Raw genomic sequence first — 17,794 nt, forward strand, 5'->3', positions numbered from 1 at the left:
ACAGCATAAAAACTCATGGTATCAACTTAGTTTTATGCTGTTTTTTATCTCACTAAGTTTCATAAAAGCTCATAGTTAAATGAGTATGCAACTGAGTACAACTTATATTAACCTTGAAAAAACGATCGCTACTCAACACATCAAAACGATCATTTTATTAAAAGTCAGATTGGATATAAGAGAACATTCAAACCCACGACGAAGAAATGAAGGCTAATTATCAATTCAATAGATACAACTAAAAAAGCAATCACTCGCCAAAAACTGACTTTCTTTCGCAACAATGCAATAAGGGCAAAGAATATCCCCCCTGTAATTGCTGTTCTGATAATAAATAAACCAACCATCGGATTAAGAATAGAATATCCATTTAAAAAACCTCGTTCAAAAACTTCCGATATCATGAACGCAACAACGATTATTGGTACAACCCATCCCAGCCAAAATGTAACAGCAAGTGAGTACTGCCCTGTCATTAGTTTTTTTTTAAAACACAATAAATCCCTCATAATTTTTTATCTTAGCCGATTTTTACCGATGAATTACCAATTAACACCCCACTGCAGCTGACAGCATCACCTGTTCTAGCCGCAGGTTTGCCATCAATAAACACACTACTTTTTTTGGTCTTGTTCTAACTGACCGTTTAATTTATTGGCAATATCAGGAACTAAGTAAAATTTATAGTTGCCATTCATACGCCAACGGGTGCGAACAGTGCCAGCTCCATCCCCGACGGGATGTTTTGGATCTTCACTGGTTTGTCTGGCTTCAAAGAAGCTGACAGTATTGCCGTGGTGGTAATACACTTCCCCCATATCAGGAAGTGCTTTTTGCAGTGGAATAGTTGGCAATGGTGCCAATGTCCAACTAAACCCAAAAACTGTGCCCAATGGGCCGTATATATTAAATAGCCAGTTATCTATATTGGTATCGAATGGCACTCTGAACAATTCGCAATATTCAGAGCGTCTTAAATTGCCAGAGTCGTTTTGTTATACCTAACGGTGGTTATTTCCTATCTTCAATAATCATCGCTGCGGCACGTTCTGCAATCATAATAGTCGGTGCATTGGTATTACCGCTTGGAATTTCAGGCATTACGGAGCAATCTACAACACGTAAATGATCAATACCATGCACCCGCAACCGTAGATCAGTCACTGACGTTGTAGGGTCCGTTCCCATGCGACAGGTTCCTACAGGATGGTAAACTGTTTTACAGAAATTCCGCACAAACTCTTCAAGTTGGGCTTCATCATGGCGTACAGAGCTCGGAGGCATTAAAACCTCTTTGCTTAGCGCTTGTAATGAAGGGGAATCTAATACTTCCAGCCCAAATTTAACCGCACGCTTGCAACCTTCCATATCTTCAGGTGATGCAAGATAATTAGCGTGAATTTTTAGCGGTGCTTGTGGGTCTGCGCTACGTAATAAAACTTCACCACGTGACTTAGGCTGTAGGTACCCGACCTTTAAAGAGAACCCGTGGACAGCTGGCAGAGGCTCACCAGGAACATCATCCCAACTGTCTAAAATCGGTAAAAAGTGAATTTGCACATCAGGGCGACCTTGGTTGCAGCTGTCTTTAAATGCAGCGCCTTCTAAAACGTTAGAGGTAAGTAACCCACTGCGAAATACCATCCACTCCACACCATGTTTAATCGCATTTAACCCTTGGTCTGCGCCAAATAAGCTTATCGGTTGCTTAGTGGTGACGTTAATTGACATATGTAGGTGGTCATGAAAATTTTTGCCAACGGGTAAGTTAGCAAGGGTATTAATACCAAGGGAAGACAGGTGCTCTTCAGGCCCTATCCCTGACAACATTAATAATTTTGCTGAGCCCATCGCGCCAGAACAGACCAACACTTCATGAGTGGCGATTGCCTCAATCTCATGGCCATTTTTCCCTTGATAGGCAACACCGACAGCACACCCATCACGAATGATAACCCGGTTCACTTGGGTGCCAAGCTTTAATGTCAATTTATCACTCTTTTCCACTGATTTTAAATAGGTTTTTGATGTACTGGCTCTTTCTCCATTATGCGTTGTTGTCTGGTAAAAGCTGGTTCCTTGCTGGCTTTCTCCGTTAAGGTCATTGACATAAGGCAAGCCATGTTCTTGTGCTGCACGAATAAATGCCATTGATAATGGATGGCGATATCGGTTTTCACTCACTGGGAGTGGGCCTTGCGTCCCATGATATTCCCCCGTCAGGCTTTCATTACGTTCCGCTTTTTTGAACCATGGCAATACATCCTCATATCCCCAACCTTCACAGCCGTAATTTAGCGCCCAATTATCATAATCTTGTTTTTGGCCTCGGATATAAATCATACCATTTACCGAGCTGCTTCCTCCCAATACTTTCCCTTGAGCAATTTGCATTTTGCGGTTGTTAGCATGAAGTTCCGGTTCAGTTTCATAAGGCCAGCTTTTTTGGGCGATAATTTTCGCCACACCTGCAGGCATACGAATAAATAGATGGTTATCACTGCCACCGGCTTCGATAAGCAATACGCGAGCTTGTGTTTCTTGAATTAAACGAGCTGCGAGCACACAGCCTGCTGAGCCCGCCCCAACAATAATATAGTCATACTTTTCTGTGCTCATTTCTCACCCTTATCAAATAAAAGAAACAATTTATTTTCATTTATTTAACAATAGCGCCTTTGATTTATTAATGTATGAACAATATTTTGCATTTGTGATTTAAATCAAAAACAATTTCCTGTGTAACTATTTTACACTCTTAATATACCTTGTTTATTCAGGGAAAATTGCAATTTAACTTACCAATTGAATTACACTCGCAACTCATTAATAAATGAATATCTATGACTATTTGACACGCAATTTAGTCATAGAGAAATACCATTTTTTATGCCCACTGGCGTTATCAGCCAAAGCAAAGCTTAGTTGCAAGCTCATAAATGAGTGCTATAGTAGGCAATAATTTATATTCTATCGGTTTGAGGACGACCTCAAACACGTATCATCAACAGGGACGGCCCTTTCTTTTTAGGTAAATACTATGGGTCACTTCTGTTTCAATAGTCCACTCATCCCTTTAACGACTTGGGTTCGATTAGCCGGCTCTTGGTTAGTTGTCATTTTTTTCATGTTAAGGGGCGATGCGTTACTCAATGACAATCTCTCTGCATTGAGTGCAATTTGGATTTTTTTGCTGCTGTTTATAACAATACTCACCGCATCCTTCGGTGTGGTTAAAGAGGCCGACCATTTAGCCGAACAACTCGGTGAACCCTACGGAACGTTGATCCTCACCTTATCTATCGTGTTAATTGAGGTTATTCTTATCGCCTCTGTCCTGCTAGGACCCGGTGATTTTCCGACCATAGGGCGTGATTCCATATTCGCCGTGATGATGATCATCATGAACCTCGTTTTAGGCATATGTCTGCTAGCGGGGTCGGCTAAAAATGGCGAGCAAGAATACAATACTCAAGGGGCAAACAGTTACCTTTCAATGATTGTGTTGCTGACCAGTTTAGCCCTAGTATTACCCAATTATACCTCCTTCCAAGGGGAGTATTCCCATACGCAGGCAATAGGCATTTCGGGTCTCACTCTTCTAATCTATGGGGCATTTTTGTGGATGCAGATGCGTGGTCACCGTCGGTTTTTCATTCAACCCCCTAAAGGGTTTATGAATATTCCAGAACAATTTGATTTAACAGACAAAACTACCGAAAACAATTCGCCTCAATCAGGGGCAAATAAAAAAGTGATTATTATCCGTTCTTGTGTGTTAATTGGGTTGATCCTACCTATTGTGTTACTTGCACATTATTTAGCTATCGTGACTGATTACGGTATTAGTGCCTTAGGTGCGCCTGCTGCTGTAGGTGGTGTCCTGATTGCTATTATCGTGTTTACACCTGAGTCTATCACCGCCGTAAAAGCGGCAATGAATAACGAGATGCAACGCGCGATAAACCTTTGCCAAGGTGCTTTTGTCTCAACTGTTGGCTTAACTGTGCCAGCCGTATTAATTATAGGGATTATTACCGGTAAACAAGTCATCATGGGAATTTCTAATGCAGAAACAGCGTTATTCGCGATTACCATGTTGCTTACTATGCTTTCATTTAATGGGCAGAGAACATCGCCTATTCAAGGATGGATGCACCTTACAGTCTTTGCTGTATTCGGGCTTATTCTATTTTATCCCTGATTAATCGCTAAAGTTAAGGGCTTCTTGGGAAAGACCAAACTAGTATCAATCCGTTAATGTAAGCCCTTTTTTATCTCCTATTTATTCTTAACATATTCAAAGCCAAGTCGTGCCACGCTTGAGCTCGGCGGCTCTGCTGGTTATTTTTCAGCGTGGCTAAGGCTAAATCATAGGCAAGTATTGGCTCAATCACAGGGATAATCGATAACCCCGCTGAACTCGTTTTGCGCCACATACTATCTGGAAGCAGTGTTATCCCGACACCAGCCCTCACCATCGCGGTGACTAAATCAAGATGGCTACTGCGCCCTGAAATCACAGGCTTATGGCCATAAATTCCGCAGGCACTGATAACAAGCTCATTAATCCGGAAATCATCAGAAAAGAAAATAAATGGCTCATTAATTAATTCAACAAACTTGACGCTATCTCGCATTGCCAAGGGGTGCTTCTCATTAACCAATAACATTAATCTATCTGTCGAAAAAATATCTAGATCAAAGCGCTCATCGTCAAATGGGAGCATGACAGCCGCGGTTTCTACCTCGCCATTTAACATGGCATCACGCATCTTCCGCGTTCCTAATTCCAGGATTTTTAACTCCACTTGGGGATAACGCAAGCTGAACGCCATAATGATGTCAGCAAAATAGGTTGAGGCAATCACTGGGGGTAACCCAACAGGTAAAACCCCCGTTAGTGGCCCTGATTTTTCTTTTAATGCCTGTTCCATACTTTTAAATTGCGCCAAAATTTGCTTTGCGTGAGCCAACAGAATCGTCCCTTCATCCGTCAACCTGACCCCTTCGTTCTCCCTGATTAACAAGGTATAACCCAGCTCATCCTCTAGCTTTTTAATACTGCGGCTAATGGCAGGTTGCGTCACAAACAGTTGTTCAGCAGCACGGCTAAACCCATTGAGTTGCACCACCTCAACAAAATAACGTAACGAACGAATATCCATATCTCTCCTATGATTTTTAGTTATAGTTAGAATGATTATAAGTGATTTCCTATTCAGAAAAATATAGTCTAAAAATAATATTAAGCAACATTATAATCTAATGTAATTAATAGGAGTCAATATAATGAACCTGACCGTCATTGAATATGTTTTGAATCGTCTACAAGAAATCGGTATCAACGATATTTTTGGCGTCGCAGGGGATTACGCTTTCCCAATTGAAGACGCCGTGTGTGAAAATAAGTCGATGCGCTGGATTGGTAATTGTAACGAACTCAATGCCTCATATGCAGCCGATGGGTACGCTCGTATAAAGGGTGTCGCTGCACTTTCCACCACCTTTGGAGTTGGGGAGTTAAGCGCTTTAAATGGCATTGCTGGCGCTTATGCTGAACACTTACCTATTTTTCACCTCGTCGGCATGCCTGCCAGTGGTGTACAAAAAAATCATCGATTAGTCCACCACACATTGGGCAATGGTGACTTTAATGTATTTTACCAAATGAGCCAACATTTAAGCTGCGCTCATGCCGTTTTAACGCCTGAAAACTGCATCGCTGAAACTGAACGTTTAATCACAACCGCTTTACAAGAACGCCGCCCTGTCTACTTAGGCTTCCCTTCTGACTATGCCATTATGCCCGTTATGGCAGATAAAAATGTGGACAAACCCACTATTCCTAAAAGGAATAGTGGATCACTGTCTGCGGCAGTAACGGCTATCTTAGAGAAATTGAACGCATCCACTCAAGCCTGTTTTGTCCCAGGGATATTAACCGCACGTTTAGGCCTTGCACAGCAAGTGCAAACACTGATTGATAAAACAGGGTTACCTTACACCACGATGTTTATGGATAAGGGCGTATTGAGCGAATCCAACCCAACTTATATTGGGCTCTATAATGGGCACTTAATGAACCCTAAAGTTGCCGATTTTGTCGAAAGCTGTGACTGTTTAGTCGGAATTGGCGCGGTATTAACTGACTTTAACTCAGGCAGTTTTACCGCAAAAATAAACAGTGAAAACCGTATTAATATTTTGTCAGACCACGTTATTGTCGGCTCTGCTGTTTATCCACAAGTCTATATGAATGATGTGCTTGACCAGTTGAATAAGCTTGCGCCTACGTTAAACCATAAAGTAATCCAAGCCGAAGGGTTAGGTTCCCCCCTCCTAAATGAACAAGATAAAATTACAGCCGAATATCTTTATCCTCGTCTCGAAAGCCTGTTCCGTGAAGACGATATCATTATTGCCGAAACAGGGACTGCATCAATGGGCTTAGGCTTTGCTTTGCTACCCAAAAATGCCCAGTTCCATAACCAAACCTTATGGGGATCAATTGGTTGGGCGACACCTGCCGCTTTTGGTGCTGCGATAGCCGAGCCCAATCGCCGTATCATTCTGGTCACTGGTGAGGGATCACACCAGCTTACCGCGCAAGAAATCAGTCAATTTGCCCGCTTTAATTTAAAACCGATAATTTTTGTGCTTAATAATGATGGCTATTTAATCGAAAGGTTACTTTGTAAAGATCCTGAGGCCTATTACAACGATTTGCCACAATGGAATTATGCGCAGTTGCCCCATGCATTAGGTTGCGAAGATTGGTATTGCCAACGCGTCAACAGCTGTCATGAGCTCGATGCTGCGATTAATATGGCACAATCTTCTGATCATGCGGCTTATATTGAAGTGGTGATGGACAGGTATGCATCTTCTGAATTAGCGAGAAAATTGGGTGAGTCCGTCAGTTCATTATATTCATTTTAAACATACTGGAATTGGCAGCGTGTTTCTCTTATCACCAAGCTGCCAATTTATTGTGCCCATTACTCAAATATCAAGCCCACATTTTCCCGTGCTTCGGTGAGAACTTTAGACACACTTAATGCTAATGCCAGTAATTCATCACTTTGCTGGCGTTTTTGTGACGCAACCTGATCGCGAAAATAAGCAAATTCATAAATCATATGGTTAATGGACTCATCGCGGATCACTGTTGAGGTTTCACCCTCGATGCACACCTCTACTTTTTGGCAAAGGCTTGGGGCGCCCTGCACTTGGATGTATCCTTTTGTACCTTGGATAATGAAAAAACCAGGGCTGGCTGAGTCTTTTGCCCCCACGCAAGACGCTGTTGCAGTCGCATACTGCGCCGTGAATATCCCTGACGTATCAATGCCATTAAACCCTCTGTTACATATATACCGGCTGTTATCAGGTTTACCCATTAATGCAACCAATAAATAAATGTTATAGAGGTTAATGTCATATAACGCCCCACCCGCTTGTTTTGGGTCAAATGCCCCATGAACATGCCCTTGCAGGTAATCATTATAACGGCTTGAATATTGCGAATAGTTACCTTGAATGGCTTTTATTTCACCAATTTTACCCATGTTTTGTTTGATAATTGCAAATTCTGGTGTATGAATTGAAGTGATCGCTTCGAATAAGAAAAGATTTCGTTTCTGGGATAATAAAATTAATTCTTGCAGCTGTTCCCAGTGCGGCGTAAACGGTTTTTCGCAAATCACGTGTTTATTGGCCATCAGTGCTTGCTCAGTATACTGGTAATGCAAATGATTCGGCAGCCCAATATATACTGTGTCAACGTCCTCATCCTGCAATAACACTTGGTAATCCGTATAAAGTTTCGCAATACCAAATTGCTGACAAAGTACTTTACCTTTTTCTTCACTTTCGGGCCTAACACACAATGCAACTAATTCAATCTCTTGCATTGTTTTTAATGCATCGAGCGCCATCATAATTATTTTGCCTGAACCAATGAGTGCAAGTTTCATTTACGTTACCTGTCGCGAATAAAATCAGTTTTAATTTGTTCATTAATAACAAGACATGAGCAGACAATCAATGAATACTCACCTTTTATCAGCCTTACTTTTGATTCGTTGCGGGTATTCACTGCCCACTGCAAACTGTGTATATAAAAAATCAATAAACACTTTTATTTTACGGGGTAAATATTCTTTTTCTGGATAGACTACGTAAATATTATGATCAGGCAATTGATAATTCGTTAGTAATGGAATTAACGTATCATCCCCCTCTATCACTGTAATAAAATGCGGTAATAACGCGATGCCGATATCGGCTTTAACGGCTTGAATTAAGGCTTGGCTATTATTAACCCGCAATGAACCTTTCGGTACATGGCTAAATTTTTTCCCTTTTTGATAAAAAACCCACTCTTGCCCTGCTTGATAAAACGAATATGACAAGCAATTGTGTTCACGTAAATCCGCCACTTTAGTTGGTGTGCCAAACCGAGCTAAATAACCTTTTGAGGCATATAAGCCACTGGTGCAAGGGAATAATTTACGCGCTACAAGGGAGGAGTCAGGGAGTTCACCGATACGTACAGCGATATCGTACCCATCAGTAATCAAATCCGTCACTTTGTCATCAAAAAACAATTCAACATTAAGTTCAGGGTATAGCTGCATAAAGGCAGGAAGCATTTTAGCAAGGTGTAATGTGCCAAACGACATCGGTGCAGAAATTCGCAATGTCCCTGCAATTTTGTCACTAAATTGGGATGCGACATCTTTCGCCATCATTGCCAACTGATATGACTGGCGAATATAGCCTATATAAGCCTCCCCCGCCTCGGTTAAACTCACGGTTCGGGTGGTGCGATGAAACAATTTAACCCCTAACGTATCTTCAACCTCTTTGAGAGCCTTGCTGATCCCTGACTTGGTCATATTCAACGACTTTGCTGCTTTTGTCAGGCTTAAAGCATCCGCTACCGCAATCAAAATAGGAAATGCGCTCATATTATCCATTGATCAATCCACTTATTGTCAACCAAAAGCAAACAGTGTGTTTTCTTGATGCAAAACTAAAAACAGAATACCTTATCACCCTCGAAATACAAATTGATTTTATAAGATTCATCATCATGAATAATAAGTATATTTTATCATTAATGGCGCTGACATCAGGTGTCTTATTATCATTAATGATTATGGCAAACAGCTATTTATCGCTTTTTACCACACCGCTAACCGCTTCTTGGCTAACCCATGCGATTGGCTCAATATTTTCATTGATTATTTATCTGTTTTACGTAAAAAAACAGAAAAACAAAGCCTCCACGACTCGAGGTAAATTACTTTGGTATCTCGGAGGGATCCCTGGGGGTTTTACGGTACTGCTCGCCGCAATCACAGTAAATAGCCCACTTTCGTTATCTGGCAGTATTATCTTGATGATCACTGGGCAAATATTATTCAGCTTGTTAGTCGATGCTTTTGGCTGGTTTGGCGTAACAAAGCGCAGGATCACCCATAACGATATTCTGATGTGTATCTTACTAATCAGTGGCAGTAGCTTGTTAATTATCGGGAAATAATAAAAATGACACTCTATATTTTTATCGCATTATTCAATGGGGTATGCATCGTGATGAGTCGAACACTCAACGGAAAACTCGCTCAGCAACGCAACGCATTTTACAGTGCCTTAATTAATCATTTAATTGGTTTTTTATTCTTAACTGTCATTGTATTAGTCCTAAACCAATATCAATTTAACCTTACTGAAATTCCGTTAATTGCCTTTGTTGGAGGAATAATTGGCGCATTTTTTGTCGTCATCAATAGCTATGTTTTGCCATTGTTAGGGGTGATGTTAACGTCTGTATTCGTTATTTGTGGCCAAATGATATCAAGCTTAGTGATAGATACGGTTAATGGAATACAAAACCAAAATGCCTATTTGCAATTAATCGGGGTCGCTTTGATTATCGTGGGTGTTATGATCAATTTTACTAGGCAAACCAGATAATTGATATTTCGGGGCTATTTTGGCATCAATCATATTTTATTTGAGCGAATCGCCCTTAAATCACCTAAGTGTTTAAAATTAAAATAACCATTTGTTTTATTTAAAAATAAATAGCTATCCTTCCTAATTTTCTCGTATCCTCTATTTTAAAAACCCTAACTCACCTCACAATTTATTAACAACTCTCTTGAATCATTTTTTGTTATTCCCCATGCTAATTTTATTAAATAAACCAGTGGTTTACTGTACAAACCGATCGAGGTTGGCATGAAAGACAATATTGTGACGGCTGTTGATGACGCCCTTTTGCTCCTAATGTTATTAGGTGAGAAGGATAACCTTGGACTAAGCGAACTCTCCCGTTTATCGGGAATGAATAAATCGAAGGTTTACCGTTTGCTCTGCACTTTAGAAAACCGCCATTTCGTACAAAAAAATGATAACCCCGTTACTTATCATTTAGGCCATCAATTGTTAAGTTTAGGGAATTGTGCACGTCAACAAATTGACTACATCCAAGTGGCTGACATTGAAGCAGAACGGCTGCGCCAACGCTTCGATGAAAACATTCAATTGCGTATACGTGATAACGATGACGTCCTTCAAGTTTTACATAAGCCTTCAGGACAATCACTTCAAGTCCGTAGTGAAGCAGGCAACCGTCGTGCCCTCGGCTCTGGTGCATCAGGAAGAGTCTTACTTGCCTATTCACCTTTAGATGTGCAATCCCATTTTACCGAAAAAAAACCCTCTCTTATCCAAACATTGGCAGATATACATACTCGAGGCTTCGCCATTACGCGCGGGGAATTAACAGCAGGAATTGGTGCAATCGCTGCGCCAATTTTTACGCAAAATGGGGATTGCATTGCAGCACTCAGTATCAGCCTCCCGCTTAGCCGTTTTTCTGATGACAAAGAAAAAGAAATGACGGAGCAACTTCTTCAGTCTGCTCTACGTATCTCAAGGCAACTCGGTTATATCCCTAATAATTAATACAATAAAAGAGACTACACCATGCAACCAACACAAACCCTCAAGCAGAATGCATCGCCAGGTTGGCAGATGAACCCCGTTTTAGTCATGTTAACCATTGTGATTATTGCCTTTTTAATGACCTATTTTGTTGAGTCTGGGCAATATGAACGCGATGGCAAAAAAGTCATTCCTGACTCTTATCAGACAGTTTCCAAAGAAGTGAACTTTGGGCAAGTCTTAGGAACAGAAAAACCCGCTGAAAATGAAGCGGCTCCCGTCAGTTTAATTCAACTATTTAAAGCCATCCCAGAAGGAATTATTAAGCAATCCCCTCTTATTTATATGGTGCTATTTATTGGTGGAATGTTTGGGATCCTGAATAAAACGGGGGCTATCGAGTCAGGGCTTGGAAGGCTATTGCACGTCACTCGGGGGAATATTTACTTATTAATTCCTTTTTTAATGATTGTTTTCTCGATGGGAAGTACCTTTATGGGATTAGCCAAAGAGTACCTTTTGGTGATCCCGATGGTCATTGCCCTGATGAAACGTGTTGGGCTTAATGAGCTTATCGGCCTCGCAATTGTTGCTATCGCCGTTAAAGTTGGTTACCTCGCGTCAATTACTAACCCTTATGCATTATCGATTGCTCAGCCACTGGTGGGACTACCTGTATTCAGCGGTTTAAGCATGCGTGTTGCCGCCTACTTTATTTTTATCAGTTTAGGGATTTTGTTTGTCTTTTACAGTATCCGTAAAACGACATTAACTCGCTATGTTGTTGAAGAAAATAGCCAGTCAAGCGCGCTGACAGGCCGCCATAAGTTAATGTTAATTATTTTAGCCATTGGCGTGGCTTTTTTAGTCTATGCATCTAATCGCTGGCACTGGAAGAATAATGATTTATCCGCTTATTATTTGTTTCTAAGCGTCGTTTTAACTTTTTGCAGTGGCCTAACGGCTAGCGCAGCAGCGGATGCTTTCGTTAACGGGATGAAAAAAGTGCTGATTGCTGGCGTGCTTATTGGGCTCGCAACGGCGGTTGAAATTATTCTTTCCCAAGGCAAAATTCTGGATACGATAATTCACCAACTGGTTGGCTTAGTAGGTAACCATGGGGCTTATGTTTCCTCATACAGTATGTTTATTTCTCAATTATTATTAGATGTCGCTATCCCATCCACTTCAGGGCAAGCCGCTGTCACTATGCCAATATTAGGCCCCGTAGGTGAAATTTCAGGTGTTTCCCCGCAAACGACTGTTTTTGCTTTTTTAATGGGGAATGGGCTGACCAATATGATCACGCCAACCTCCAGCGGATTACTGATCTTTTTAGCGACCGCAGGTGTCAGTTGGACCACATGGGCAAAATATATTTTCCCACTTTTTTTAATTTTTATGGCTGTCGGTATTGGCTTACTAACCATCGCAGTCAGCATAGGATATTAACTATATGGATATGAAGAATTTCCGCATCGTTATGCGTGATGGTGTAACCCTATCAACGGATGTCTATTTCCCGCAAGACGCTGATGATTTCCCTTACCCCGTAATTATCGAGCGCACACCTTATGACAAAAAAGCCCCTTCTCGTTCTGAAAAAACGGTCACTGGGCACCAGATAACGCGTCAGGAGATGGCGCGTTGTTTCACCCATGCAGGTTTTATTGTTATTTATCAAGACTGTCGTGGCCGTTATGAGTCCGAAGGTAAATTCACCAAATATATTAATGAGGCAGAAGATGGTTTCGATACACTACAATGGATTATGGCACAGCCTTGGTGTAACGGAAAAATCGGCTCTATGGGGCTTTCTTATGCAGCCCATACACAATTAGCCATGGCCTGTTTGAATCCACCAGGCTTATCTACCATGGTGCTCGATTCAGGGGGCTTTGCCAATGCATTTCAATGCGGTATTCGTCAAGGGGGAGCCTTTGAGCTCAAACAAGCCACTTGGGCGTATAAACAAGCAAAACTAAGCCCACTCGCTCAACAATCCTCCACGGTTTCAACGGCTTTAGCACAAGAAAATATTCATGATTGGTTTGCGGCTATGCCATGGCACCAAGGGCACACATTACTAAAACATGTGCCTGAATATGAATCTTATTTGTTCGAGCAATGGGAAGAAGAGTGTTTTACCGATTATTGGAAAAAAATAGGCATCTACGCTGAGGGCTACTACGACCAAATCCCCGATATCCCCGTGTTATTTATGTCCAGTTGGTATGATGCTTATGTTAGCTCGACATTAGATAACTACCGCGCATTCACCACAACAAAGCAATCACCACAAAAATTAATCATGGGCCCTTGGCTACATGGAGACCGAAATATTACCCATAGTGGTAATGCTGAATTTGGTGAAGTTGCCGCTTTTGATCACAATGTCAGTGAAGATTGGTTAGCCTGCCGCTTAGTTTGGTTCAACACGCATTTAAAAGGTCTTAACCCACCAAAGCCTCAGCAAGACATTACTTTTTTTATGATGGGTGGCGGTAGTGGTAAACGTAATTCTGAGGGGCGTTTAGAACATGGTGGTGAGTGGCTTCACCACCAACAATGGCCATTACCCAATGTTGAAAAAACACCTTTTTTCCTTTGGGGAAATCAATCTCTTCAGCGTGAAGAGTGCCCCAAGCAAGCAACAATATCCTATTGCTATGATCCTAAGTACCCTGTTCCAACCATCGGCGGCGCTTTAACATCAGGCCAACCTATCTTTTGGGGAGGAGCATTCGATCAACGTGAACTGCCTGATTTTTTTGGCAGCCAACAAAATAACCTGCCGCTTTCCGCTCGCCCTGATGTTTTAGTTTTTGAAACCGACATTTTACAAGACGATATTTGTTTGGCTGGTGATATTGAAGTGTCTTTATGGATCAGCAGTGATGCCTTAGATACGGATTTTACAGCTAAATTAATTGACGTTTATCCACCCAATGAAGATTACCCGCAAGGTTATGCCATGAATATTACCGATGGTATTTTCCGCTGCCGTTTTCATCAGGGCTATGAGCAAAAAACCTTGTTAAACCCTAATGAAGTGGTTGAAATTAAAATCAAACCGTTTGCTTGCGCTAACCGTTTTGTGAAAGGGCACCGTATTCGGTTAGATATTTCCAGTAGTAATTTCCCCAAATACGATTTCAACACCAATACAGGTGAAACTATCGCAGGGGATAGAACATGGAAAGTGGCACATAACAGTATTCATATTTCAAAGAGATACCCATCGAAGGTCGTATTACCCATCGTTAAGAAAACGTAATCACTTCCGATAGGTACGATTAAGATATTGGCCTGCTTTAGTAATCAAGCAGGCCAATGAAGAAGCCATGTTTTTACTGTGCTTTAACCCAGAACACACCATCGCCCTCTAATGCCGTGAAGGTTTTGTGCAGATAATCGCTATCCGCTTGTGGGTCAAGTTCGGCAAATAAATTGGGGTGAAGAAACTTCGCTATCGCTTCCACCGCAATAATATTAAACGGAGTGTCATAATATTGCTGGTATAACGCTAAAACCTGCTTGTTTTGATATGCCGCTAATGAGCGCAGTTTAGGGCGTTCCATCAGCTTGATTAGCCTAGCCTGCGATTTGGCTTTATCGCCTGTATACCCTAAAGGCACTGAAGCGCTACCTTTACGTGTGCTATCCCAATCCGCGGCGGTCATTAAATAATAGTCAGGATTACTGTGAATTAACTGCTCTTCGTTAATTTCACCGCCCATTCCAATACTGAACCACTGTGAACCGAGATTATTTCCCCCTGCCGTTTCAACAAACTCACCAAAATTGCCATTGCCAAAGGTTTTGCAACAGTAATCTTCACCTGAAATCCCTGCAGCCCTTTCAATAAACACACTTGGGCGCTGGTTTTTATCAAGTGTTGCCACTTTACTGCGGATCAAATCCAACCTTTGTTGATAAAACTGGTTAAATGCCTCCGCTTGTTGTGGTTCACCGAACACTTGGCCTAATAATGCCATACTCGGCATGGTATTTTTCAGCGGGTATTGCCGAAAATCGATGAAAATGACGGGTAAACCGCTTTTTTCCAGTAAAGATAGCGTGCCACTTTCCGTCAACTTGCTTTTCAAACCGATATCAAAAATCAGTAAATCAGGTTGAGCGACCAAGGCCTTTTCAACACTAAAGTCGGTTGTGTAAGGATTTGGGAAAACAGGAATTTTGCTTAGTTCAGGAAACTTTTTACTGTACGCTGCGCTTAAGTCGGGCGCTTTTTTGATAAGCGCATCATCCCACGCAATAATGCCTTTTAATGGGCTTTGTGGGTGCAAGATATTCAATGCCACCAGCACACGGCTATCCGCCAGCATCACCCGTGAAACAGGTGCATTAACGGTAACTTCCCGCCCCGCGATATCGGTCACTGTAATAGGTGCAGCGAAACTCGTCGCCGCACTGAACAGACTCAATAACCCAAATAAGCAATACTTATTGATAAATCGACCTATCATTATCCTGCCTTATCTTAACTAAAATTTCACTGATGCTTGAACATAGTATGTTCTTGGCTGCCCAACGTAGATCCCATAGTTGTTATCTGTCGAGCGCGTAAAATAGGTTTGATCAAATAAGTTTTTAATACCAGCCGATAATGTTAAATCAGACAAACTTTTACCAAAGTGGTATTCCCCACGCGCATCCCACACCATATAGCCAGGTATTGTGCCATATCGGCCATCTGCACTTGGTTCGGTCACATAATGACTTGTTGTCCCTGGTGATTCCTGAGTTGATTGCGCATAGGTATTTAGGTTCCACACCCAATTGCCTGTTTCATAACGGCTACCTGCGGTGATCACTTGACGTGAATAGAACGGTAAGTCTTTATGGGCAAAATCCCCTTTCTTACTGACTGCTTTAGTATAGGTATAAGTGCTATACACGCTCACACCATCAAGAACATCGGTGAGATCCGCTAAATTGTACCTTGCCGCTAGCTCAACACCTTGGTGCGTCGTCGCGCCTAAATTAGTCCAACCAGTTGTATTTTCGACATAAAGAAGCTGGTCGTCGAAATCGATATAGAATAAAGTCGCTTCTAAAGAGAGCGCTGTATTGTCGTATTTCGTGCCCACTTCATAGTTATGGGCTTTTTCTGCACTTAACCCGTTAGCTGGTGAATTGCCAACCCCTTTTGTATTCAATTGGAAGTACTGCAAACTCCCAAATGAAGTGCTGGCATTAGCAAATAATTTCCACTCATCATCAATATGGTAAATCACCGCCAATGCAGGAAGTGGCTCGCTGTAACGCTTACTGCGATTTTGATTTTTAAAACTGTCGTTTAAGTGAATATTGATGTTTTCGTAGCGAATACCCGGAATGATAGTCCAGTTGCCGACATCAATGGTGTCATCAAGGTAAATCGCATGCGCTTCCGTTCCGCCCGAGGTGTGTTGGTAGTAGTCGTTGGTACTTGGGCGTGTGTTTTGTGTGCCAGCTTGGTACCAATTTGAGCGATAGGCTTTTTCATCAGCGGTTTCATTTAAATAACGGTAGCCCACAGTCACTTCATGGGACATATTATTAAAACGAAACAATTGTGAATAACTTGGCTCAATGGCATACGCGGTATAGTGACGCGGGTAAGAAACCAAACGTCTCTCGTTGGCTTTGTCTTTATGGTCACTTTCAATATAGCTACCACGGTAGCTTTTGCTAAACCACGTCATTAATTCGAATTGCTTGTCATCTTCTTCATGTTTATATTTCAATGACATATCTTGGCGATTCCCTTCAAAACGGTCATAAGGCCGCGTTGATTGGAATGGGTCTGCATTATATTGAGCTTGGGTTAACCCGCCTGGCATTCCAGACATCGCGTGATAATAGTGAAAATTCGCTAATAGCTCGTCGTTATCCGTGATGGCATAACGGGTTTTCAACATAAAATCATCAATATCCGTATTATCATTACTTTTGCGATAACCTTGCCCGTGTAAACCCGAATATAGGATCATGGCACCCGCTGAATCATCAGCTTTAGAGCCACCTAATGAGGCATCCACTAAGGTCTTTAACCCACCTGTTTTCGCCCCTTGGGTTTGTACCGCTACCCCGCCACCAAACTCCTTTGGAATTGGCTTGGTCACAAAGTTAATCACTCCACCTACGTTTTGTGGCCCATAACGTACAGATGCCCCACCACGGATAACATCGATGGATTCAATACTGCCTAACGAGAGTGGTGACATGGAAAGTTGTGGCTGACCATAAGGTGCTGCCGCCAACGGCATCCCATCAAGCAAAATCGTTGAACGTGGCGATAAACGTGAGGTTAAACCGCGCACCCCCACGTTTAAGGAAACATCACTTCCCCCAGTTCCATTACTTTCACGCACTTGAACACCAGGGATACCTTTTAGTGCATCCGCAATGGTTTCACTGCCCGTTTCTTTAATTTGTTGCTGTGTTTTAACGGTTCGTGCACCGGGATGGTTAAATACCACTTCGCTGTCTTCGGTATTTTCGAGCCAGTTACCCGTGACGGTGATTTGGTCATTTTTAGCGTTATCAGCCGCAAAAGCATAGTGAGAAATCAATGAAGCAGAAATTGCCAATGGCAAAAGTAGTTTGCGAGTTTTCAAGTTCATAAAAGGCGAGTTAAGAAAGAAGATTAAGATCAATAATGATAATTATAATCATTAGTAATAATCAACCATATTTACTCTTTTTTTATAACAAAAACATCTAACTAATTAAATTATTAGTTATTATTCTTTTTTTAGGCTAAAAAAAAGACAAATAAAAATCCGAAGGGGTTACCTTCGGATTTCAGACTGCTGACAAACCA

The 17,794-nt window shown here is 41.7% G+C and carries 15 protein-coding genes and 1 pseudogene; 7 read left to right on the forward strand and 9 right to left on the reverse strand.

Annotated elements, in window-relative coordinates:
- Positions 1 to 164: 164 nt before the first annotated feature.
- From PR808_RS01320 to PR808_RS01335, 4 genes and pseudogenes are all read right to left on the reverse strand, one after another.
- Positions 165 to 476 (reverse strand): hypothetical protein, encoded by a 312-nt coding sequence (locus tag PR808_RS01320; RefSeq protein WP_272538502.1) that lies wholly within the window; start codon positions 474 to 476, stop codon positions 165 to 167.
- 44 nt (positions 477 to 520) lie between these two features.
- Positions 521 to 619: pseudogene (locus PR808_RS01325) on the reverse strand (PAAR domain-containing protein); the annotation flags it as partial.
- Positions 615 to 944: a hypothetical protein gene (locus PR808_RS01330; RefSeq protein ID WP_272538503.1), complete on the reverse strand. Its 330-nt coding sequence runs from the start codon at positions 942 to 944 to the stop codon at positions 615 to 617. The pseudogene PR808_RS01325 and the gene PR808_RS01330, both read right to left, overlap by 5 nt.
- A gap of 67 nt (positions 945 to 1,011) precedes the next feature.
- Positions 1,012 to 2,619, reverse strand: a complete 1,608-nt coding sequence (locus PR808_RS01335; RefSeq protein WP_272538504.1) for a GMC family oxidoreductase — start codon at positions 2,617 to 2,619, stop codon at positions 1,012 to 1,014.
- 421 nt (positions 2,620 to 3,040) lie between these two features.
- Here PR808_RS01335 and PR808_RS01340 point away from each other — a divergent pair, with 421 nt between their 5' ends.
- Positions 3,041 to 4,204: a calcium:proton antiporter gene (locus PR808_RS01340; RefSeq protein WP_272538505.1), complete on the forward strand. Its 1,164-nt coding sequence runs from the start codon at positions 3,041 to 3,043 to the stop codon at positions 4,202 to 4,204.
- 70 nt (positions 4,205 to 4,274) lie between these two features.
- Here the strand turns inward: PR808_RS01340 and PR808_RS01345 are convergent, their stop codons facing one another.
- Positions 4,275 to 5,168, reverse strand: a complete 894-nt coding sequence (locus PR808_RS01345) for a LysR family transcriptional regulator (RefSeq protein WP_272538506.1) — start codon at positions 5,166 to 5,168, stop codon at positions 4,275 to 4,277.
- A gap of 124 nt (positions 5,169 to 5,292) precedes the next feature.
- Between PR808_RS01345 and PR808_RS01350 the strand changes: the two genes are divergently transcribed.
- Positions 5,293 to 6,942 (forward strand): alpha-keto acid decarboxylase family protein, encoded by a 1,650-nt coding sequence (locus PR808_RS01350; protein ID WP_272538507.1) that lies wholly within the window; start codon positions 5,293 to 5,295, stop codon positions 6,940 to 6,942.
- Positions 6,943 to 7,001: 59 nt separating this feature from the next.
- Here PR808_RS01350 and PR808_RS01355 read toward each other — a convergent pair whose 3' ends face one another.
- On the reverse strand, positions 7,002 to 7,979 hold the full coding sequence (locus PR808_RS01355; protein WP_206084116.1) for a Gfo/Idh/MocA family protein: 978 nt from the start codon (positions 7,977 to 7,979) through the stop codon (positions 7,002 to 7,004).
- A 78-nt stretch (positions 7,980 to 8,057) separates the two neighbouring features.
- Entirely contained in the window at positions 8,058 to 8,984 is a 927-nt protein-coding gene (locus PR808_RS01360; protein ID WP_206084115.1) for a LysR family transcriptional regulator, read from the reverse strand.
- Between the two features lie 116 nt (positions 8,985 to 9,100).
- On the opposite strand from PR808_RS01360, the gene PR808_RS01365 reads away from it, so the two are divergent.
- The 5 genes from PR808_RS01365 to PR808_RS01385 all read left to right on the forward strand — a co-directional run bounded on the left by PR808_RS01365 (position 9,101) and on the right by PR808_RS01385 (position 14,239).
- Positions 9,101 to 9,553 carry a DMT family transporter gene (locus PR808_RS01365; protein WP_272538508.1) on the forward strand — a complete coding sequence of 151 codons (453 nt, stop codon included), beginning with the start codon at positions 9,101 to 9,103 and terminating at the stop codon, positions 9,551 to 9,553.
- A gap of 5 nt (positions 9,554 to 9,558) precedes the next feature.
- Positions 9,559 to 9,987 (forward strand): DMT family transporter, encoded by a 429-nt coding sequence (locus PR808_RS01370; protein WP_206084113.1) that lies wholly within the window; start codon positions 9,559 to 9,561, stop codon positions 9,985 to 9,987.
- Positions 9,988 to 10,254: 267 nt separating this feature from the next.
- Positions 10,255 to 10,983, forward strand: coding sequence for an IclR family transcriptional regulator (locus PR808_RS01375; RefSeq protein ID WP_272538509.1), 729 nt, complete (start codon positions 10,255 to 10,257; stop codon positions 10,981 to 10,983).
- Between the two features lie 21 nt (positions 10,984 to 11,004).
- Positions 11,005 to 12,414: a YfcC family protein gene (locus PR808_RS01380; protein ID WP_272538510.1), complete on the forward strand. Its 1,410-nt coding sequence runs from the start codon at positions 11,005 to 11,007 to the stop codon at positions 12,412 to 12,414.
- 4 nt (positions 12,415 to 12,418) lie between these two features.
- Entirely contained in the window at positions 12,419 to 14,239 is a 1,821-nt protein-coding gene (locus PR808_RS01385; protein WP_272538511.1) for a CocE/NonD family hydrolase, read from the forward strand.
- A gap of 73 nt (positions 14,240 to 14,312) precedes the next feature.
- Here PR808_RS01385 and PR808_RS01390 read toward each other — a convergent pair whose 3' ends face one another.
- Entirely contained in the window at positions 14,313 to 15,452 is a 1,140-nt protein-coding gene (locus PR808_RS01390; protein WP_272538512.1) for an ABC transporter substrate-binding protein, read from the reverse strand.
- A gap of 18 nt (positions 15,453 to 15,470) precedes the next feature.
- Positions 15,471 to 17,594, reverse strand: coding sequence for a TonB-dependent receptor family protein (locus tag PR808_RS01395; RefSeq protein WP_206084109.1), 2,124 nt, complete (start codon positions 17,592 to 17,594; stop codon positions 15,471 to 15,473).
- Between the last annotated feature and the right edge of the window lie 200 nt (positions 17,595 to 17,794).

The organism is Providencia sp. PROV197 (assembly GCF_028479625.1).
GTDB lineage: Bacteria > Pseudomonadota > Gammaproteobacteria > Enterobacterales > Enterobacteriaceae > Providencia > Providencia vermicola.

Bases quoted from the DNA above. Each gene is read 5' to 3' on its own strand.
- PR808_RS01320 (WP_272538502.1), bottom strand. From the start codon at position 476: ATGACAGGGCAGTACTCACTTGCTGTTACATTTTGGCTGGGATGGGTT.
- PR808_RS01335 (WP_272538504.1), bottom strand. From the start codon at position 2,619: ATGAGCACAGAAAAGTATGACTATATTATTGTTGGGGCGGGCTCAGCA.
- PR808_RS01340 (WP_272538505.1), top strand. From the start codon at position 3,041: ATGGGTCACTTCTGTTTCAATAGTCCACTCATCCCTTTAACGACTTGG.
- PR808_RS01345 (WP_272538506.1), bottom strand. From the start codon at position 5,168: ATGGATATTCGTTCGTTACGTTATTTTGTTGAGGTGGTGCAACTCAAT.
- PR808_RS01350 (WP_272538507.1), top strand. From the start codon at position 5,293: ATGAACCTGACCGTCATTGAATATGTTTTGAATCGTCTACAAGAAATC.
- PR808_RS01355 (WP_206084116.1), bottom strand. From the start codon at position 7,979: ATGAAACTTGCACTCATTGGTTCAGGCAAAATAATTATGATGGCGCTC.
- PR808_RS01360 (WP_206084115.1), bottom strand. From the start codon at position 8,984: ATGGATAATATGAGCGCATTTCCTATTTTGATTGCGGTAGCGGATGCT.
- PR808_RS01365 (WP_272538508.1), top strand. From the start codon at position 9,101: ATGAATAATAAGTATATTTTATCATTAATGGCGCTGACATCAGGTGTC.
- PR808_RS01370 (WP_206084113.1), top strand. From the start codon at position 9,559: ATGACACTCTATATTTTTATCGCATTATTCAATGGGGTATGCATCGTG.
- PR808_RS01375 (WP_272538509.1), top strand. From the start codon at position 10,255: ATGAAAGACAATATTGTGACGGCTGTTGATGACGCCCTTTTGCTCCTA.
- PR808_RS01380 (WP_272538510.1), top strand. From the start codon at position 11,005: ATGCAACCAACACAAACCCTCAAGCAGAATGCATCGCCAGGTTGGCAG.
- PR808_RS01385 (WP_272538511.1), top strand. From the start codon at position 12,419: ATGGATATGAAGAATTTCCGCATCGTTATGCGTGATGGTGTAACCCTA.
- PR808_RS01390 (WP_272538512.1), bottom strand. From the start codon at position 15,452: ATGATAGGTCGATTTATCAATAAGTATTGCTTATTTGGGTTATTGAGT.
- PR808_RS01395 (WP_206084109.1), bottom strand. From the start codon at position 17,594: ATGAACTTGAAAACTCGCAAACTACTTTTGCCATTGGCAATTTCTGCT.